We start from the raw sequence: 18,324 nt of genomic DNA on the forward strand, positions 1-18,324 counted from the left end.
GGCCGTCCGATGACGGCCCGGGCTCAGGGGGTAACCGCGGCCTGCTGCTCGCGCGGTGTGCCGTAGTCATCCAGCCACTGGAACGTCACCTGCGTGGGCGTCGTGGCACCGGCCGGCAGGGGCAGCGCCACCTGCGCACCTGGCGCGATCATGTCCACGTCCAGCGTGCGGCCATCGGCCAGGGTCAGCGTGCTCAGGGTTACGTGGTAAGCGCTGGGATTGCGCACCTGCAGCGCACCGCCGGTGGCTGTCCACTGCAACGCCGCTGCCGCATCGCGCGCGGCACCGGGCAGCCCGGCGGGGCGATAGAACAGCTTGATGCGCGTGCGCACCGCAAACTGCAGCAGGTTCTTGCCGGCCGCATCACTGGGCTTGGGCGGAATATCCAACAGGTTGAAATAGAACAGCGACTCGCGGTCGCCCGGCAGCGGCGCCTCGGACGGGCGCGGTGCGTAGGTGATGCGATACGCCTGGCCCTGCTTGGGTTGCAACAGACGCGGCTCGGCCGGGGTCAGCCGGAATGGCACCACCACATGCTCGGGGCGGGCGCGGCTGTCGCCATCGTCGATCCACACCTGGGTCATGGCCACCGCGTCGCCACTGTTGGTGGCTTTCACCGTGGTGTCGCGGCCTTGGCTGGCGTCGTGGATCACGCGCGTGCCCTGGAGGGTGACGGCCGCCGAAGCGGGTGCGGCGCACAGCGTCGCGGCCAGCGCGAGCGCCAACGGCGACGCCCATGTCGATGCACGGGAAGTCATGGAACACCTCTGGAAGAATAGGTGGGCCGCGGCAGTGCGCCGCGGCCTGCGCGGAAGGTACTTACTTGTAGAGCACCACGAAATCGCCGGATGCATTGGCGGTGCCGGCCTGGGCGTTCTTGCCCGGCGAGGCGTACCACGCGCTGTAGTCCAGCTGGCCGCTGCCGCCGGCAGCGATGGTCACCCACACGGTGGGATCTTCACCGATCTTCTGCTGGTTACCGGCGGCGTCGTACAGGGCCACGCCCACGTTGCTGGCGGTGGAGGTGGCAGTCAGCGCCAAGTTGCCGGTGCTGCCATCGGGGGTGCCGCCGAAGCGCACCCCCACGTCCTGCGCCGAGCCCGAACCGGTGCAGTCCAGTGCGATGGCGAAGTTCTTCTGGCCGGCGCGCACGTCGGCATTGACCGAGGCCAGGTCGACCTTGCCCATCGGCACGGTGATGGCACCGCCGGTGGACTGCACGGCGCAGGTGGAGTTGAGCAGCTCACCGGTGATTTCCAGCTTTTCGGCAAACGCCGACGGGGCGGCAGCGGTGAGCAGGGCGAGGGACAGCAGGCGGATCTTGGTGGTCATGGTGGGTTCCCGGAAGTTGTGACAGGACAGTGCCCGGCGCAATCGGCACGGACAGTGGCGCCAGTTTGCGGAGGCGATAACGTAGGGGGAATGCAATAACTTGCAAATCAGGCAGGTCTTGTCGTGTTTGCAACTAGTTGCATGGGAGAAGCCGGGCGCGCTGCGTAGACTGCGCACCCGTGACCTGCTTATGGAGGAATCGCCATGCGATGCCTGATCCCCCCGCGCCGACGTGTCGCCATCGTCCTCAGCGCCGTCGCTGCGGTGGCGCTGGGCGTGGGCAGCGCCAACGCGTGCACACGCCTTGACTTGACTGACAAGGATGACGAAATCGTCAGGAACATGCCCAACCTGGACCGGCCCGACACGCACTACGCAGGCACGGGCGGGACACGGCCGGACACCTACGAATGCCCGCCCGGGCAGACGGCCTTCCTGATCAACATGCACCTTGCCGGGCTCACCTACGAGCGTGATATCGCCTACGCGGGCATGATGGTTCCGGCCTACAGCTTGGGGCCGCGTTCGCCGTTGGTGATTTTCCTGCATGGCGTGCGACAGACAGGAGCAGGTGTCGATGTGTCCGTCATTCCCATCCGCAACGGTCAGCTGAACCGCAACCCTGGCGTGGTCCTGGCGTCAACGTCGGGGATGGAGCACTACGTGCAGATGCGGGTGTTCTTCCGCGGTGGGGCGATGGAAAGCGTGCCACGCACCTTTCTGGGCACCGTGGAACTCTGGCCGGAGGGCAGTGCCGCCAATCCGTTCCGCCACTCCTTCACGCTGGAGTTGACCATTCCCCCGGTCACCTGCACCCTCGCCAATGCCACCCACACGCTCGACGATGTAGTGGCCAATGACCTGGCCGTGGCCGACAGCACCGCCAAGCCGTCCACCTTCGATGTGGCCATGAACTGCTCGATGGCCAATGTGGATGTCACCCTTACCCTGACCGACGCCAACCAGCCGGGCAATACCGGCAGCGATCTGGCACCCGGCGCGGGTTCCACCGCTGGCGGCGTGCAGGTGCAGCTACTGCGTGGCGGCCTGCCGCTGCAGCTGGGCCAGGCGTGGTCGTACGGGTTTTCCGCCAAGGGCCAGCAGGCCATTCCGTTCCAGGCGCGCTACCACCGCACGGCCGGCCCGCTGGTAACTGGCGTGATCACCGGCGAAGCGGTGCTCGTCGCCGACTACAGATAACCGCCCTGCATGGGCGGCGCGTTGCTGAAGCGCAACTAACCCGCAATGCAGACATCGCAGTGCTGCACTGCAATCTGCAAGTTATTGCATGGGGTGTAGTTCCATTCGTTCCTACCATGCTCACCCCTCTCCTATCAATCGTCCCCCCCACGGCGATTGCACGCATCGTGTCCCCCACTTCAGCCCACGCCAACGTCGCAACGTCCGCGCTCTCCCGAGGCATCACCACCGCGTTGATGCTCTCCCTCGGCGCATTCGCCCGCGCGGCGCCCACGCCAGCGGTCGAGTTCAGTGAAGGTTTCCTGATCGGCGGTGACGCCATCGACATGCGCCGCTACGCCAACGGCAACCCGCTGCCGCCAGGCGACTACGCGGTGGACGTGAAGGTCAACGGGGTATACCAGTCCAGCCGCGATATCCGCTTCCGGGCCTCGGCAGACCCGCATATCGCCACCCCGTGTCTGCCCGCCGAGCTGATCGGCACGCTGCCGTTGAAGGCGGCGCTGATGGAGGCCGTGGAGGCGGAGGGCGCAGCCTGCGTGGACCTGCCCGCGATGATCGAGGGCGCCACGGTCACCTTCGACAGCGGCGCGCTGGAGCTGGACATCGGCCTGCCGCAGGCGGCCTTGGCCAGCGTGGCGCGCGGCTACGTGGCACCGGCACAACGCGACGATGGCATCACCGCCGCCTTCATCGACTACAGCGCCAACCACCAGCGCGGCCAAGGCCGCGACAGCAGCTACCTGGGGCTGCGTACCGGCATCAACATCGGCCCGTGGCGCTTGCGGCACCGCGCCTCGTTCACCAGCGGCAGCCAGGGCACCCATCACGAAGTGATCAGCAGCCACGTGCAGCGCGACATTGCCGCGTGGAACAGCCAGCTGCTGCTGGGCCAGGGCAACACCGGCGGCGAGCTGTTCGAGAGCGTGGCCTTTACCGGCGTGCGACTGGCCAGCGACGAGCGCATGCTACCCGACTCGCTGCGCGGCTATGCGCCGGTGGTGCGTGGCATCGCCGAGGGTAATGCGGTGGTCGCGATCCGCCAGAACGGCAACCTCATCCACGAGAGCAACGTGGCGCCTGGGCCGTTCGCGATCGAGGACCTGTACCCGACCAACTTCGGCGGCGACCTGGACGTGACCGTCACCGAGCCCGATGGCCGCGTGCAGCGCTTCACCGTGAACTTCTCGGCGGTGCCGCAGGCGCTGCGCGCCGGGGCCTCGCGGTTTGCGTTCACCGCCGGCGCGGTGCGCGACAGCAGCGGCCGGCTCGACCCGGTGCGCTTCGGCGAGGCCACCTATGTGCGCGGCCTGAGCAACCGGCTCACCGTGCTGGGCGGCGCCCAGCTGGGGCAGGACTACCAGGCCGTGCTGGCCGGTGCGGCGATCAACACCGCCGTAGGCGCATTCGGCGCAGACATCACCCATTCGCAGGCGCGCCTGCAGGATCGCGACCGTGTCACCGGCAACAGCTTGCGGCTCAACTACCAGCGCTACGTGGCCAGCACCGGCACCAATGTCGGCCTGGCCGCCTACCGCTACAGCACGCGCGGCTACCTCAGCCTGGGCGATGTGGCGCGCGCCCGCAGCGACGGCTGGGGCTACACGCACCGCGCCCGCCAGCGCTACCAGCTCAACTTCTCCCAGCGCGTGGGCGAACGCAGCAATCTGTACCTCAGCGGCGGCCACGTGGCCTACTGGGACAGCACGCGCGGCCAGAACGATGTGCAGGTGGGGTTCCAGAGCAGCTTCCGGCGCGCCAACTACGGGCTGTCCGCGCTGCGCTACCGCACCGGCGATGGCCGCCAGGACACCCGCTACGCCTTCACCCTGAGCGTGCCGCTGGGGCGCAGCAGCAATGCACCGCGCGCCAGCACCCAGCTCAGCCAGAGCCACCGCGGGCAACAGCTGCAGGCCGGCCTGAGCGGCAGCGTGGGCGAGCAGCGTGCGCTGAGCTACAGCCTGTCGGCCAGCCAGGGCGACGACGGTGCGCGCAGCAGTAACGCCTATGCGGCCTGGCAGGGCAGCCAGCTCAACGCCAACCTGGGCTACAGCCGCGCGGGCAACTACCGCAGCGTCACCGCTGGTGCCTCGGGCAGCGTGGTGCTGCATGGCGGCGGCATCAACTTCGGTCCGCCGGTGGGCGAGGGCTTCGCGCTGGTACAGGCGCCCGGCGCACAGGGCGCGCGCGTAGGCAGTGGCGCGGCCATCAAGGTGGCCGGCAACGGCTACGCGCTGCTGCCGCATATCAGCCCCTACCGCTGGAACAGCATCGACCTGGACCCCAGCGGCCTGCCGCTGGAGGTGGAGCTGCTGCGCACCTCGCAGCGTGTGGCGCCCACCGCCGGTGGCATCGTGCGTGTGCCGTTCGAGGTGCGCCGCGAGCGCACCCTGTTCATCGATGCCACCGACGCACTCGGCCAGCCGCTGCCGTTTGCCGCGGTGGTGCAGACCGAGGACGGCACACCCGCCGGCGCGGTCGGGCAGGGCGGTGTCATCCAGCTGCGCGGCGCGCAGGACAGTGGCAGTTTGATCGTCGACCCCGATGGCAAGCGACGCTGCCGCATCGATTACCGCATGCCCGATGCGCCTGACGCCTACGGGCTGTCGTGGAGCCAGGCCGTGTGCGTGCCGCAGCCGCTGCCGCCGGTAATCGCGCCGATGCCAACGGGCAATCGCGCCCCCTGATTGTGTTTTCCCGTTCGATTCCCCCTCAAGGAGTTCCCCATGTCGCGATCCTTTCTGCTGCTGGCCGCAACCGCCACGATGTGCCTGGCCGTATCCACGGCCTCGGCCGCTACCCTGACCATCTCCGGGCGCGTGCTGCCGGGCACCTGCACCCTCACTGCGCCAGTCATCGCGCTGGACCCGGTCAAGGCCGATGAGATGGCCCAGGGCGACAACAAGCTCAAGGCCGGCACGTTGAACTTCACCGGTTGCGTGGGCGTCACCAAGGCCACCCTGTCCTTTGCCGGTACCGCCGCCGACGGCGATGCCGAGCGCTGGAAGAACACCGCCACCGCCGACGCCGCCGTGGGGGTGTCGGTGGCCTTGCTGAAAGGCGCCACCGGCACCGACTACATCAAGAACGGGGATGCCGATATCGAGGTGGTGGTCAGCGGTGCGACCGCTAGCTACCCGCTGCGCGCGGGCTACTACCTGCCGGCGGTGGCCGGGGTGAACGCCGGTGCGGTGCAGACGGAAATCGTGGTGACGGCAGATTACGAGTGACGAAAGATGCGCCTCCGTCGATCAGGTACGCGCCCCTTGCAGCGCGCACGCGGTGGAAGGCCGTGCGCCTGCGCATCGGCATGGGTAGGTGCGCAGGTGGGGATGCGCGTGCGCGTGCGTTGGTGAGCGACCGTAGCGCCGCGTCCAGCTCGACGAGCTGTTCGCGGCGCGAGTGCGGCCACGCGCCAAAACGATAGAGCCAGGCATGGCCTGGCTCTATCCGAGTAGAAGGACGGCGCCGAACAACGTCGGCGCCGCTTCATGCACAATCACCAGCGGTAGGACAGGCTCACGTTCGCAGTGGCCTCGCGATACCCATGGTCAGCGCGCATCACACCCAGCCCACCCCAGGCACTCAGCCCCGAGCGGTAATCGATGCGTGCACCGGCATTAAGCTCATAGCGGTTCTTCGGCACGCTGGCCTTCATCACGTCTTCGTCGAAGGCCAGTCCGTTGCTGGCGCCATCGCGATACCAGTTGGCCACCAGATACGGGCTGACCGAGGCACCGACCGTGCTGTTGCCTTCGCCCTGCAGACGCAGGCCCGCGCGACCGGACAGACCGCTGTCAGCCAGGCTGCGCACCACCGTGCCGTTGGCTTCCTGGTGACGGTCGATGTTGGCGTCGGTGTAGACCAGCTGCAGTTCCGGCTGCAGGCTCAGCGCGGTGCTGCCGATGGCACCGATACCGATGCGGTAACCGGCCTCCAGCGAGGACTGCCAGATGTCCGAGTCGTAGCGTTCTTCGGCCAGGCCCTCGCCCTGCACCCGGTTGCGGAACTGGCCGCGCTGCACGCTGGCGTCCAGGTACAGCGCATCACTGACCCAGTTGCCGTACACGCCCAGCGCACCGCCTTCCACCTTGCCGCGTGCGCTGTAGCCGGTCAGCAGCGAGCGCGAGGTGGCGCTGGACTGGCCAGCGGTCAACATCACGCCCAGGCGGCCACGGCCGTCGTCAAACACGCCCATGTCGGCGCCCAACTGCAACCGCGAGCGGTCCACGCGCGGGTCCAGCTGGTCTTCCACGGCAGCCAGCTTGCTTTGGGTGCCATCCACGCGCGCCCAGCCACGCACGCCCTCATGGGCCGTGCTGCCGCCCTGGCGGTCGCGCCAGCCATGACGCAGTAGCTGGTCCAGCGCGAACTGGTTGGCCAGGTAGGCGCCGGTTTCCGGGCGCAGCACCGGAATGGGAATGATCGGATCCACCGGATCCACCGGATCCACCGGATCGACAATCGGCTGACACTGCGGCAGGCTGGGGTCGGCCACGCACGGGTCTGGCGCGGTGGCCAGCTGCGAACGCAGGTACCAGCCGCCGTCGGTCGCATCCTTGAACAGGAAGTACTCGTACTGCCCGCCCACCGCGCGGCCCTGCAGATCGAACTGCGCATTGGACGCGCCGCCGATGCGGATCAGCTCGATGCCCTTGCTGGTCTGCGCACCGGCACCGCCCGCGTTGGTCACGCGCACGTTGGCCTGGCCGTTGGCATCGCCGCTGATGATGAGCCTGTCGGTGGCCGAACTGTCATCGCCCAGCGCGGTGTTGAAGCCCAGCGTGCCACCGTTGCCGCTGAAGGTATCCACATTGAGCGTGTTGAAGGTGCTGCCATCGCCCAGCGCCACGGTGCCGCCAGCGCCCAGGGTGAGATGGCCGATGGTGCTGTCGCCGGTCATCTGCCAGGTGGCGTCGCTGTCGATGCTGGCGGTGGTGACGTTGGCGAAACGGCCGTCGATCTGCGCCTTGTTGCGAAGCACTACGTCCAGGCTGCCGGTAACGCGGTCGGTGTCGAAGGTGATATCGCCGGCAAGGCGTGCGTCATCCACCGTGAAGTGGACCTCGGCTTCGCCCGTTGCACTGCCATCGGGGCGCACCAGCAACAGATGGCCATCGCCGCCGGAGAGCTGGGAGCCGTTGGCGACGGTGATGTCGTAGCGCACCGACCTGCGCGGTGCTATCCAGATGGCGGCCCCACTGTCCGAGACGACCTGTGCGTTGTCCACGCGCAGGGTGATGGGCTGCCCGAGTACGGACGGGATGGTTCCGCCCAACAGTAGTACGCCCGAATTCGCGCCTTCCACCCGGGTGCCATTCTGCAGGATGGCGGTGCCCTGCTGCAGGCGCACTGCGTGGCCGTTGCTGAGCATGGCCGCGCCCGGTGATACTTCGGCGCGTACGAACGAAGAGTCGACGATGACGGTGCTGTTGGCATCGGGTCGGCTGGGGGACTTGTCGAGGTAGATGCCGACGCTGAACCTGGCGTTGGCCCCCACCGAGCGCAGGGTGCTTCCCGTGATGCGCGCGCTGGAATGATCGCTGACCACCACATTGCCGTCATGAAGCGTGCTGTTGGTCATATCCAGCGTTGAACTGCCCCGCAGCACGATGCTGGCATCCCTGCCATCGACGGGCGCTTGTACATGGCCGTTGTTCAGCGTTACCTGGGAGTCCGTGCTGCTAATTGTCTCCGTACGACCGCCGTCCACACTCAGGCGTGAGCCGTTGATCAGGTTCCAGGCTTCGGCGGTGCTGCCTTCACGCACGGTGGCCGATTGGCCATCAAGGTCACGGGACAGCACAGATGTTGCGGGAAGAGCCGCCAGGGCCAACAGCAGGCACTGGGTGAGGGGGCGCATGAGGAAGCACTGGGGACGTGCAGAATGACGGCGCATGGATCACTCCTGATCGGACCAATGTGTCTGGTATGGACAGCCGCGTCATGGGCCGTCACTCCTCTCTTCCGGGGAGCTTGGCCTGTCGGCGATGCGATGCCAGAGACGCCCGGGCATGTCCATTTCGACTCAAATTGTTCCGGCTCAAGGAGCGGGGGGCCATGCAATATGTTGCAAAGCGTCGTGATCGGCTTCCTGCTTTGCTTGAGGGTTCAGCGTACGACGGCGCCGTCGCTGGTGGCCAGGTTCAACCGCTGGGTAGGCTGCAGTGACTGGATGAAGCCCTCATCGTGGGAAATCACCACCAGGGTGCCCGGGTAGGCGTGCAGGACCTGCAGCAGATGGGCACGAAGGCTCATGTCCAGGTTGTTGGTGGGTTCGTCCAGTATCAGCAGGGTGGGCGGGTGGGCCGCCATCAGGGCCATCGCCAGGCGTGCGCGTTCGCCCCCTGACAGCTGGCCGATGGTCGTCTGCGCCGGAGCCTCGCCACGGAACAGGAAGTCGGCCAGATGCAGGCGGCATTCGGAGGGGGTCCATTGGGGTTGGCATGCGGCCATCGCCTGCACCGGCGTCAGCGCGCCCGGCAGTGCGTCGTAGTGCTGGTCGATCAGCGCGACCTGCTCCGCCGCCGGCAGCAGCCAGTCGCCCTCACGCTGGACATCGGTGGCACCCTGCAATGCGCGGGCGAAGGTGGATTTGCCGCTGCCATTGTCGCCGGTCACCAGCAGGCAGTCGCCCACCTCCAGGCGCACCTGCAGCTGCTGCACGATCAGCGGTGCATCGTAGCCGCAGGCGCCATCGGTCACCTGTACCACCACGCCCTCCCGGCGCCAGCCCGCGGGAAGCTGGAAGCGCGGCTCGATGACCTCGTCGCGCTGCAGCTGCCGGCGGCGCTCGGCAATGTCCTCCTGTACCTCACGGATCTGCTGGCGTTTCTGTCCGGCGGTGGTGTTGCCGCGTTCCAGTTTGGTGGCCGAACGCACCGTGCCCCATTTGCGCTGCTCCACCTTCACTGCGCCACGCTTGCGTGAGGAGGCGGCGCGCTCCTGTTCGCGCATCAGTGCGTCATGCGCCTGCGACTGTGCGCGGTCGAGATCGCGCGCGGTGCGATCCAGCGCGTCGCGCCGGCGCTGCAGTTCCACCTGATGGTCGTGGTAACGGCCCTGGAAGACCTCGATGTGCTGGTTGTGGATATGCCAGAGCGTGTCGCACAGCGCATCGATCAACGCGGTGTCATGTGAGGCGATCAGCAGGGTGCCGTGGTACTGGCGCAGCCGGGCCAGCAGCGAGCGCCGCGCACTGCGGTCCAGATGGTTGCTGGGCTCGTCCAGCAGCAGCACGTCCGGTGCTGAATCCAGCGCACGCGCCAGAGCATGGCGCATCTGTTCGCCGCCGCTGCGCGCCGATCCGTCCAGCACGTGTTGCGGTACATAGGCAACCGATGCATCGTCGCGCCAGCGGATCTCGCCTGCGCTGGGCATGACCTGTCCAGCCAGCATACGCAGCAGGCTGCTCTTGCCGGTGCCGTTGTTGCCGATCAGGGCGACGCGCGCGCCGGCAGGCAGGCGCAGGTCCACGCCGCTGAAAAGCGGGCGGCCGTTGAAATGAAGCTCTATATCTTCCAGTCGCAACATGGTGCTTGATCTCCAGCGAGCAGGTCGTTGTCGTTGACGGCCTGATCCTTCGCTACAGCGTGTAGTGGTGCAGTTTTCGATACGGCTCTGGTCAGGACTTCAGGGCCCGAGCCAGTGGCGCAACCCGATCCATGAATTCCCTGGCGCAACTTCGAATCTGGTAGCTGCCGAGCAAACCACGACCGTCAGCCAAAGTCACTGCAACAACTTGCAATAGCACTATGGCCGAACCAGCCCCCGGCGAGGCTGGTGCAGGGCCCCGGTGAAATATCAGCCAGGCGGAAGCACCTTGCCCGGGTTGAGGATGGCATCCGGGTCCAGCGCGTGCTTGATCGCCCGCATCGCCGCCAGTGTTGCCGGTGAGAATGCCTGGGCCATGAAATCGCGCTTGGCCAGCCCAATGCCGTGTTCACCGGACAGCGTGCCGCCCAGCGACAGCGTCAGTTCGAAGATCTTCGGCAGCGCGGCATGCGCGCGTGCGTTTTCGTCGGCATCGTCCGGGTGGTAGAGGATGTTGACGTGCAGATTGCCGTTGCCGGCATGGCCGAAGGTGACGATGGTCAGCGCGTACTCGTGCGCCAGTGCCTGCACGCCTGCCACCAGCTCCGGAATGCGCGACACCGGTACCACCACGTCTTCGTTGATCTTGCCGGGCGCGACGGTGCGCAGTGCGGGTGACAGTGCCTTGCGTGCGGCCCACAGCTGGTCGCGCGCGCGGCCTTCCATCGCCACGTCCAGTTCGATCATGCCGTCGCCTTCAGCGGCGGTGGCCAGCGCCTGCAGCAGGTAGGGCAGGGTGTCGTGGTCGCCGTCGGCTTCCACCAGCAGCATCGCGCCGGCCTCGGGGACGTCGGCGCCGTTACGGCGCAGCAGCTCCAGGCTGCGTGCATCCATGAATTCCAATCGGGTGGGCACCACCGGCTGCGCCATCAGGCGCGATACCGCCGCAGCGGCCGCATCGGCGTCGCGGTACAGCACGCGCAGCCCGGCCTGGGCGACCGGCAGCGGGGTGAGTTTGAGGGTGGCTTCCACGATCAGCGCCAGCGTGCCTTCGCTGCCTACCAGCAGGTGGGTGAGGTCGTAGCCGGTGGCGTCCTTGGTATAGGCGCCACCACAGTGGATGAGTTCGCCTGCGCCGGTTACCGCCACCAGCCCGAGCACGTTGTCGCGGCTGGTGCCGTACTTCACCGCGCGCGGGCCACCGGCATTGCAGGCCAGGTTGCCGCCGATGCTGCAGATGTCCGCGCTGGACGGGTCCGGTGCCCAGAACAGGCCATGCGGGGCCAGCGCGTGCTGCAGGTCGCCGTTGAGCACGCCCGGCTCGACCACCGCGCAGCGGTTGCCGGGCTGGATGTCGAGGATGCGCGTCATGCGCGCGAACGAGAGCACGATGCTGCCGTTGACCGGCACCGCCGCGCCGGTGGTGCCGGTGCCGGCGCCGCGCGCGACCAGCGCGATGCGATGGGCGCGGCAGGCGCGGACCAGCGCCGCCACCTGTTCGCGGTCACGCGGGAAGGCCACGCCGAGCGGCCGCTGGCTGCGCCACGAGTTGTCCTGTGCGGCGGCGGCCAGCGCGGCATCATCGGTGCGCCAGCCGTCCTCGCCCAGGAGCGCATGCACGGTGGAAACAAAGGCGGCGGGCAGGGCGAGGGTCATTGCGGGGTCCGGGTATCAACAGGGGCGCGTTGGATCAGCCTCCAGCCGATCACGGCGGCGGCCAGCGGCAACCACACCCAACGCAGTTCGGAAACAACGGTGGCCAGTCCACGCGGGCTGAAGAACTGCCCGGCGAACGGCGACACGCGGATCGGGCGCCACGGCGCGAACAGACGCTCGCCGCTCCATGGCCACCACAGGGCAACGCCCAGGCCGCCGGAGGTCAGCGCGTCCAGCAGCGGGTGCGACAGCGCGCTGATGCCGACGAACGCGGCGGCCTGCACCGCACTGGCGCGCAGGCGTGTGTGCAGCGCGGCAGCGAGCACGGCCAGCACCGCGGCGAACACGATCGAATGACTGGCCCCGCGGTGACCGAAGCTGTCGGCGTAGGGAATGTGCAGTGCGAAGGCCAGCACATCGGCATCGGGCAGCATCGCCGCGACCACGCCAGCGGTCAGCAATGGCGCAGCGATGCGCCCGCGATCGGACGCACACCACAGCGCCAGCGGAATCGCCGCATGGGTAAACACACTAGGCATGCGCCACGCCCCCGGCCGCTGACCGGCGCAAGGCCGTGCCGGCATTACCCACATGCCACCACCCCGTAGAGCCGGGCTCTGCCCGGCTGCACGCCATCCCGGAATCACGTACATCCGACCGATCCATCAGCAATCCTCCAGCCGGAATGCATCGCGCAGCCAGTTCAGTTGCGGCGGTTCCCCCCAGGCATCGATCACATCGAACCGGCACGGCCGGGTGGCCAGAGCCGGGTGGGACGACAGAAACAGTTGCGCGGCCAGCGCCAGCTTGCGCCGCTTGCGCAGGTCCACCGATGCCGCGCCGCCGCCAAATCCGGCACTGGCCCGGTACCGCACCTCCACGAAGACGGTGGTGTCGCCGTCGCGCATGACCAGGTCCAGTTCACCGCCGCGATAACGCGCGTTGGCGCTGATCGGCTGCAACCCGGCGTTGCACAGGTACGCCTGCGCGGCCGCTTCCACCGCCGCGCCACGCTGTGCCCGCGCGGTCGGCATGTCGCTTAGTTGGCGCTGGCGATCGGCATCGGCCGGCCACCGCTGAAGGTCGACCACGCCGGCACGCGCAGCACATTGCCATTGCTGTCCAGGAACAGCGTGCCGGTGGCGCCGGGCAGGCCGCCTTCGTTGGCCATCTTGTCCAGGTACGCACTGATCTTCCACGCATCGAAACCAAACGCGAACAGGCGGCCGGAGGCGCCGCGCGCGCTGGGCAGGATCTGCCCGGCGGTGCTGGCCGACGGCAGGCCCGGCACGCCGCGCACGTTCCATGCTTCGTTGGGGTACACGATGCCATCCAGCGCCATGTCTTCTTCGGCCTTGCCGGCACCCACGGTGAGCTGCGAGGTGCCGACGCGGGTGGCGCCACCGGCACCGGCCAGCGCCAGCTGCGGGGCCAGTGCGCGCGCCTGCGGCGCCTTCACCGCCAGCAGCACGCCGTCGACGGCACCGGCTGCGCGGATCTGCGCATCGATGTTGCCCACGGTTTCGCCCACGCCGATGCTGGCCACCACCTGGCCGCCGCGCTGGGCAAAGCGCTCGCGGAACGCGGCGGCGGCACGGCGGCCGTTGTCGTCATTGCTGTGCACCACCAGCACCTTGCTGCGCTCGCGCCCCCGCAGGTATTCGGCGGCGATGATGCCGTCGTCTTCCGGGGCCAGCGAGAAGCCGGCGCTGCCGGCCGGCGGGCTGCTCTTGCCGCGGTTCAGCGCCAGCACCGGCACCGGCAGCTGGGCGCGGCCGAACACGGCGTCCACTTCGTCGCGGCCGAGCGGGCCGACCACGAAATCGACGCCGGCATTGACCGCCTTGTCGTACGCGGCGACGGCACCGGCGGCGGTGCCGGCGGTGTCGATGAACTGGATGTCCGGGCGGCGGCGGGTTTCACCGTAGTAGCCACTGAGCAGGCCATCGCGCACCGGCTGCGCGGCCGTGGCCAGGCGACCGCTGAGCGGCAGCAGCACGGCCATCTTCACCGGCGGGCGATAGCCATCGCTCATGGCCGGCGGGCGCTTGCTGGTGTCGAACTGCACCGCCTGTTCGCGATCGAACGGACGCGGCAGCGGCAGGCCGCGCGCGATCAGGGCGCGGCCGGCGAAGTTGTACAGCGGCTCGTTGGCCGGCAGCGCGGCGGCGCGGGCGCGCAGGGTGGCATCGTCGAGCGTGCCGAGCAGGCCGGCGATGGCCTGCTGGTTCTCGATGCGGGCCTGGCCGGTGAGCGCGGCGTGCGCGCGGGCGCGTTCCTGTGCGGCTCCGATGATGTCGCCGGTGGCCTGCAGCGCGTTGGCACGGGCCAGCTGCCAGCGGGTGCGTAGTGGCGGGGCGATGGTGTCCGACGATTCCTTGAGCAGGGCCAGCGCCTGCGCCGGCTGCTTGTCGGCCAGGGCCAGTTCGGCACTGGTGAGGTGGTAGCGCTGCAGGCTGGCGCCGTTGAGCTGGCGCGGGGTGATCTGGGCCAGCAGGCTGCGCGCGCGGACGTTGTCGCCGGCTTCGTGCCAGGCAAACGCGGCATCGGCCAGTGCACCGGCACGCGCGGCGCCCTTGAGCGTGTTGGCCAGCGCTTCCAGCTGCACGGCCGCATCGCGTGGCTTGCCTTGATCGATCAATGCCAGCGCCTGGGCCTGGGCCGGCGATTCGGGCGCGCTGGTCAGGCTCGTCGTGGCGCAGCCGGCAAGCAGCAGCAGCGACAACGACAGGGCGGAGATCCGTGCGACGGGCTTGTTCATGATCAGGTCCATTCGATGGGGGCAGCGGCCAGGGCCGGGGAACGGTACGATTCTACCCTTGACCCATGAGTGACGTTGCGATGAGTGCTGTCCCCACGCTGTATGTCGTTGCCACCCCGATCGGCAACCTGGCCGATCTGACCCCGCGGGCACAGGACGTGCTGCGTTCGGTGGCGGCGATCTGCGCCGAGGACACCCGCCGCAGCGGCCAGTTGCTGGCCCACTTCGGCATCCAGCAGCCGCTGGTCGCGCTGCACGACCACAATGAAGAGGCCATGGCGCAGCGCATCGTGGCGCGGCTGCAGGCCGGCGAGTCACTGGCGCTGGTGAGCGATGCCGGCACTCCGCTGGTCAGCGACCCGGGCTACCGGCTGGTGCGCGCCGCCCGCGAGGCGGGCATCCGGGTGAGCCCGGTGCCGGGCGCCTGCGCTGCCATTGCCGCATTGAGTGTGGCCGGCCTGCCCAGCGACCGCTTCACCTTCGAAGGCTTCCTGCCGGCCAAGGGCGCGGGCCGCCGCGAGCGCCTGCAGGGCCTGGCCGCCGAAACCCGCACGCTGGTGTTCTACGAATCCTCGCACCGCATCACCGAATCGCTGGCCGACATGGCCGCCACCTTCGGCGCCGAGCGCCCGGCGGTGCTGGCGCGCGAGCTGACCAAGCTGTTTGAAACCGTGCTCGACGGCACCCTGGGCTCGCTGCTGCAGCAGGTGGAAGCCGACGACAACCAGCGCAAGGGCGAGTTCGTGGTGATGGTCCAGGGCGCCGCCGACGACGATCAGGCCCAGCTGGCCGCCGGCCGCCGCATGTACGCCAAGCTCAGCGAACACCTCCCGCCCTCCACGGCAGCCAAGCTGGCCGCCGAACTGACCGGCGCCCCCAGAAAGGCGTTGTACGGCGGCTGAGGGGGGAAGTGCAGGGGCGCGCAGGGATCCTGCGGGCCCGCGCGATGGCGCAGGTGTCGGCCGTCGTAGTGCCGGGCTCTGCCCGGCATCGCGCGAAGCGCGCCGCGCAGTTCACAGCAGCCGGGCAGAGCCCGGCTCTACGGCGTGATGTCACGTAGCCCCCTTTAGTAAAGGGCGCGCGGCGACAGCCGCGGGGAATTGGACGCTGGTGGCCCGGGGCCCAAGGTTTGCGCTGCAAACCTTGGAGCTTTTTTCGTCATAAAAAAAGCGGCGGAGCCGGCCGATAAGCCGGGTTTTGTCGTGGACAGTCATTCCTCTAGGCGCTACGTCACCGCAGCGCTCAAGCAACCTACCCGGACCCGACGCGGGCCACGCCATTAGGTCCCTATTTGGTCTTGCTCCAGGTGGGGTTTGCCGTGCCGGTCTGTTGCCAGACTCGCGGTGCGCTCTTACCGCACCATTTCACCCTTACCGGCTTCCCGAAGGAAACGTAGGCGGTATCTTTCTGTTGCACTTTCCGTCGGCTTGCGCCGCCCAGGCGTTACCTGGCACCTTGCCCTATGGAGCCCGGACTTTCCTCGGCATCCGCAAGGGATGACGCGACTGTCTGGCCGACTCCGCCGCGCGCATTGTCCCACATCCCGGCATGCGCAGGGCGCGCGATCACCCCGGTGTTCGATACTGTCCGGCCGAGATGAACTGCGCGAAGCGCTCGCACCACACCACCACGGTGGTGAATTCCTCGACATCCACGCCCGGTGGCACATCGACCAGGAACCGGTTGAAGGTCTTCACCTCGCCGATCCGCACCGCATCGGCCTTGATCCGTTCAAAGCCGGCCTTGGTGTCGACGAACTCGCGGGTCAGATACACCTTGTAGTCCGGCCCCGGGGCGATCTTGCCGGTGAACGCGACCTGGGTGGCGCTCACGCTCAGTGCGCCGTCGGCCCAGTGCAGCGCGTCGCTGCCTTTCTGGTTGCGGTGGAAGGTGGCGTGGTAGCGGGCCTGCTCCATCGCGGCCTGGACCTGTTGCACCGGCGGATCGTCGGGGGCGGTCAGGATCGGCAGGAAGTACACGCCCAGGCCGAAGCCCACGCCAAGGACCAGCAGATGGCTGGCCAAAAGAAAGAGGATGCGTCGCATACAGGTCTCGGTTCCGAAGAGGGCGCGGCGAAGGTGCCGCCCGCTTCATCCTCGTCTTGGAGGGGGAGGGGTCAAGCCCACGGCCGATGCCGGTGCCGGTCATGGCCGACGCTCGCCCGGGCCAGCCCGGCGTCATGGCCAGAAATCCGTTGCAGCGCAACGCGTTAAACTTCGGTGAACACCTTCAATCGCGGCTGAAGTGCCCCGTCGCACACCGGCGAAAACGCGCTGGTCGCGTCATGTCCCCGCAGCCGTCGGCGTAACCGCCAGCCGGGTCTCGCCGATGCAGCTGCCGTCCGGCCCGAACCGGCGCTCGTGGATGAAGCCCTGGCCGTCGGCATCCAGCGCGATGATTGTGCTGGCGCGGGTGCCGTACTCGGGGCTGCGGATGAATGCCGCGCTCAGCCAGCGCTCGCGTTCCAGGCCGATGCCGGTGTCGGGCAGGGCGCCGTCATCGGCGCGGGTTTCATCGGCCAGCGCCGCCCACAGCGGGGCCAGGTCGTCACTGCCGCTGGCGATCCAGCCCTGCAGGGTGGCGTTCAAGCGCTCCGTCTTGGGCCAGGGCGCATCCAGCGGCCCATTGGACATGCCGTGTACGCCGGGTGCCAACGCCTGCCGGCCCGCCGGGTGGTTGCCCAGGAACTGGCAGCTGTGGCGGTCGGCCAGCAGCAGGTTGAACGGGGCGAAGTCGGCGGCGCGGGCGGCCAGCCCATCGGCGAAGCGGGCGGCCGGGGCGGTGTCACGCAGGTAGTCGGCCACCAGGGCGCCGCGGGAGGGGCCGGTCTGGCGGGCCAGCGGGTCGCGCACGTTGGTCACCACCGCCATGCGGCCGCCGGCCCCGACGCCGGCCCAGGTGCCGCCCGAGCGCAGGTCGCGTCCGGCCAGCAGCCCGTGGTCGGGCGCCGGCCAGGCCGCCAGCGCGGCGGTGGGGCGGGCGTGGAACTCGTCGCGGTTGCCGGCCATCAGCAGCTGCCAGCGGGGGTGGGTTTTCCAGGCAAGGGCAAGCAGGCACATGGCCGACATTGTGCCGGGTTTGCGCAAGGCCCGGCCAATGGCGACGGGCCTTCGCATGAATACGCGCCTATGTTTCACGCCCTCTACACAGGCCTGAACTTCGCCCCAATCTCAAAAAATGAGACGAAACAGCAACTTGTGGATAAGCCTTGAACAAGTCTCTAAACATTGCTGCAAGCCCTTGATGTTCAAAGTGATTTCCCGCTCGCAAAGTTGTTGACAACCCAATCGGCACTGCTAAGGTGGGCAACAGAGGCAAAACCGGGTTTTTTGTGGTTTTTCGTGGTTCAATGTTTCATCCGGGCGAAGGAAAGGTGCACGCGTCGTGTTTCAGGGCGAGACGGCCATCACGGTTGACGATAAAGGACGCATGGCGGTTCCCACCGCGCATCGTGACCTTGTCGCGCGTGTGAGCAACAACCGCCTGGTCCTGACCTACAACCCCTTCGAGTCCGGCTGCCTGTGGCTGTATGCCGAAACCGAGTGGGAACGGGTCCGCGACGACGTCATGGCCAAACCCAACACACAGCGCGTCGTGCGTCTGCTGCAACAGAAGCTGGTCGGCTCGGCCGCGCATCTGGAGCTGGACGGCAACGGCCGCATCAGTATTCCTGCCAGCCACCGCGGTGCCGTTGGCATTGAAAAGAAGGCGGTTCTGCTCGGCATGGGCGACAAATTCGAATTGTGGAGCGAGCAGGCACATCGCGCGTTGATCCAGCAGACGTTGTCTGACGGGGATCTGGGCGATGGGTTGCTCGACCTGAAGTTGTGAGCCGGGGTGCC

The 18,324-nt window shown here is 68.1% G+C and carries 15 protein-coding genes and 1 other RNA gene; 5 read left to right on the forward strand and 11 right to left on the reverse strand.

Annotated features, from left to right (window positions below; translation table 11 throughout):
• Nucleotides 1-23: 23 nt before the first annotated feature.
• Together GQ674_RS01685 and GQ674_RS01690 are read right to left on the reverse strand one after the other, a co-directional pair.
• Nucleotides 24-758, reverse strand: a complete 735-nt coding sequence (locus GQ674_RS01685; protein WP_159495749.1) for a molecular chaperone — start codon at nucleotides 756-758, stop codon at nucleotides 24-26.
• 61 nt (nucleotides 759-819) lie between these two features.
• Nucleotides 820-1,332, reverse strand: a complete 513-nt coding sequence (locus GQ674_RS01690) for a fimbrial protein (RefSeq protein ID WP_159495750.1) — start codon at nucleotides 1,330-1,332, stop codon at nucleotides 820-822.
• 204 nt (nucleotides 1,333-1,536) lie between these two features.
• Between GQ674_RS01690 and GQ674_RS21560 the strand changes: the two genes are divergently transcribed.
• The 3 genes from GQ674_RS21560 (at nucleotide 1,537) to GQ674_RS01705 (ending at nucleotide 5,762) form a co-directional block, all read left to right on the forward strand.
• Nucleotides 1,537-2,532, forward strand: coding sequence for a fimbrial protein (locus tag GQ674_RS21560; protein ID WP_236546167.1), 996 nt, complete (start codon nucleotides 1,537-1,539; stop codon nucleotides 2,530-2,532).
• 236 nt (nucleotides 2,533-2,768) lie between these two features.
• On the forward strand, nucleotides 2,769-5,219 hold the full coding sequence (locus tag GQ674_RS01700; protein WP_159499176.1) for a fimbria/pilus outer membrane usher protein: 2,451 nt from the start codon (nucleotides 2,769-2,771) through the stop codon (nucleotides 5,217-5,219).
• 39 nt (nucleotides 5,220-5,258) lie between these two features.
• Complete coding sequence (locus GQ674_RS01705) at nucleotides 5,259-5,762, forward strand: fimbrial protein (protein WP_236546168.1); 504 nt, start codon at nucleotides 5,259-5,261, stop codon at nucleotides 5,760-5,762.
• A gap of 269 nt (nucleotides 5,763-6,031) precedes the next feature.
• On the opposite strand, the gene GQ674_RS01710 is transcribed toward GQ674_RS01705, so the two are convergent.
• The 6 genes from GQ674_RS01710 to GQ674_RS01735 all read right to left on the reverse strand — a co-directional run bounded on the left by GQ674_RS01710 (nucleotide 6,032) and on the right by GQ674_RS01735 (nucleotide 14,482).
• Nucleotides 6,032-8,431, reverse strand: a complete 2,400-nt coding sequence (locus GQ674_RS01710; RefSeq protein ID WP_159495751.1) for an autotransporter outer membrane beta-barrel domain-containing protein — start codon at nucleotides 8,429-8,431, stop codon at nucleotides 6,032-6,034.
• 212 nt (nucleotides 8,432-8,643) lie between these two features.
• The gene (locus tag GQ674_RS01715) at nucleotides 8,644-10,065 is read right to left on the reverse strand and encodes an ATP-binding cassette domain-containing protein (protein WP_159495752.1); all 1,422 of its coding nucleotides are present in this window, start codon (nucleotides 10,063-10,065) and stop codon (nucleotides 8,644-8,646) included.
• A gap of 270 nt (nucleotides 10,066-10,335) precedes the next feature.
• Complete coding sequence (locus GQ674_RS01720) at nucleotides 10,336-11,721, reverse strand: FAD-linked oxidase C-terminal domain-containing protein (RefSeq protein ID WP_159495753.1); 1,386 nt, start codon at nucleotides 11,719-11,721, stop codon at nucleotides 10,336-10,338.
• Entirely contained in the window at nucleotides 11,718-12,260 is a 543-nt protein-coding gene (locus GQ674_RS01725) for a metal-dependent hydrolase (RefSeq protein WP_159495754.1), read from the reverse strand. The genes GQ674_RS01720 and GQ674_RS01725 overlap by 4 nt, the downstream gene beginning before the upstream one ends.
• Before the next feature lie 126 nt (nucleotides 12,261-12,386).
• Nucleotides 12,387-12,755, reverse strand: coding sequence for a YraN family protein (locus tag GQ674_RS01730; RefSeq protein ID WP_159499180.1), 369 nt, complete (start codon nucleotides 12,753-12,755; stop codon nucleotides 12,387-12,389).
• Between the two features lie 5 nt (nucleotides 12,756-12,760).
• Nucleotides 12,761-14,482, reverse strand: coding sequence for a penicillin-binding protein activator (locus GQ674_RS01735; protein ID WP_159495755.1), 1,722 nt, complete (start codon nucleotides 14,480-14,482; stop codon nucleotides 12,761-12,763).
• 80 nt (nucleotides 14,483-14,562) lie between these two features.
• Here GQ674_RS01735 and rsmI point away from each other — a divergent pair, with 80 nt between their 5' ends.
• A complete protein-coding gene (rsmI, locus tag GQ674_RS01740) occupies nucleotides 14,563-15,384 on the forward strand; it encodes a 16S rRNA (cytidine(1402)-2'-O)-methyltransferase (RefSeq protein WP_159495756.1) in 822 nt (273 codons plus the stop codon).
• 268 nt (nucleotides 15,385-15,652) lie between these two features.
• Here rsmI and rnpB read toward each other — a convergent pair.
• From rnpB to GQ674_RS01755, 3 genes are all read right to left on the reverse strand, one after another.
• Nucleotides 15,653-16,003: RNase P RNA component class A (rnpB, locus tag GQ674_RS01745), an RNA gene on the reverse strand.
• Between the two features lie 44 nt (nucleotides 16,004-16,047).
• On the reverse strand, nucleotides 16,048-16,527 hold the full coding sequence (locus GQ674_RS01750; RefSeq protein WP_159495757.1) for a DM13 domain-containing protein: 480 nt from the start codon (nucleotides 16,525-16,527) through the stop codon (nucleotides 16,048-16,050).
• Nucleotides 16,528-16,764: 237 nt separating this feature from the next.
• Nucleotides 16,765-17,541 carry an NRDE family protein gene (locus GQ674_RS01755; protein ID WP_159495758.1) on the reverse strand — a complete coding sequence of 259 codons (777 nt, stop codon included), beginning with the start codon at nucleotides 17,539-17,541 and terminating at the stop codon, nucleotides 16,765-16,767.
• Nucleotides 17,542-17,911: 370 nt separating this feature from the next.
• On the opposite strand from GQ674_RS01755, the gene GQ674_RS01760 reads away from it, so the two are divergent.
• Entirely contained in the window at nucleotides 17,912-18,313 is a 402-nt protein-coding gene (locus tag GQ674_RS01760) for a division/cell wall cluster transcriptional repressor MraZ (protein ID WP_236546272.1), read from the forward strand.
• Nucleotides 18,314-18,324 lie beyond the last annotated feature (11 nt).

Source organism: Stenotrophomonas sp. 364 (assembly GCF_009832905.1).
GTDB lineage: Bacteria > Pseudomonadota > Gammaproteobacteria > Xanthomonadales > Xanthomonadaceae > Stenotrophomonas > Stenotrophomonas maltophilia_AP.

What these genes read in the sequence shown, in the direction of transcription:
- GQ674_RS01755 (WP_159495758.1), bottom strand. Translation starts at nt 17,541, where the DNA reads ATGTGCCTGCTTGCCCTTGCCTGGAAAACCCACCCCCGCTGGCAGCTG.
- GQ674_RS21560 (WP_236546167.1), top strand. Translation starts at nt 1,537, where the DNA reads ATGCGATGCCTGATCCCCCCGCGCCGACGTGTCGCCATCGTCCTCAGC.
- GQ674_RS01715 (WP_159495752.1), bottom strand. Translation starts at nt 10,065, where the DNA reads ATGTTGCGACTGGAAGATATAGAGCTTCATTTCAACGGCCGCCCGCTT.
- GQ674_RS01750 (WP_159495757.1), bottom strand. Translation starts at nt 16,527, where the DNA reads ATGCGACGCATCCTCTTTCTTTTGGCCAGCCATCTGCTGGTCCTTGGC.
- GQ674_RS01700 (WP_159499176.1), top strand. Translation starts at nt 2,769, where the DNA reads ATGCTCTCCCTCGGCGCATTCGCCCGCGCGGCGCCCACGCCAGCGGTC.
- rsmI (WP_159495756.1), top strand. Translation starts at nt 14,563, where the DNA reads ATGAGTGCTGTCCCCACGCTGTATGTCGTTGCCACCCCGATCGGCAAC.
- GQ674_RS01690 (WP_159495750.1), bottom strand. Translation starts at nt 1,332, where the DNA reads ATGACCACCAAGATCCGCCTGCTGTCCCTCGCCCTGCTCACCGCTGCC.
- GQ674_RS01720 (WP_159495753.1), bottom strand. Translation starts at nt 11,721, where the DNA reads ATGACCCTCGCCCTGCCCGCCGCCTTTGTTTCCACCGTGCATGCGCTC.
- GQ674_RS01710 (WP_159495751.1), bottom strand. Translation starts at nt 8,431, where the DNA reads ATGCGCCGTCATTCTGCACGTCCCCAGTGCTTCCTCATGCGCCCCCTC.
- GQ674_RS01685 (WP_159495749.1), bottom strand. Translation starts at nt 758, where the DNA reads ATGACTTCCCGTGCATCGACATGGGCGTCGCCGTTGGCGCTCGCGCTG.
- GQ674_RS01705 (WP_236546168.1), top strand. Translation starts at nt 5,259, where the DNA reads ATGTCGCGATCCTTTCTGCTGCTGGCCGCAACCGCCACGATGTGCCTG.
- GQ674_RS01725 (WP_159495754.1), bottom strand. Translation starts at nt 12,260, where the DNA reads ATGCCTAGTGTGTTTACCCATGCGGCGATTCCGCTGGCGCTGTGGTGT.
- GQ674_RS01730 (WP_159499180.1), bottom strand. Translation starts at nt 12,755, where the DNA reads ATGCCGACCGCGCGGGCACAGCGTGGCGCGGCGGTGGAAGCGGCCGCG.
- GQ674_RS01735 (WP_159495755.1), bottom strand. Translation starts at nt 14,482, where the DNA reads ATGAACAAGCCCGTCGCACGGATCTCCGCCCTGTCGTTGTCGCTGCTG.
- GQ674_RS01760 (WP_236546272.1), top strand. Translation starts at nt 17,912, where the DNA reads ATGGCGGTTCCCACCGCGCATCGTGACCTTGTCGCGCGTGTGAGCAAC.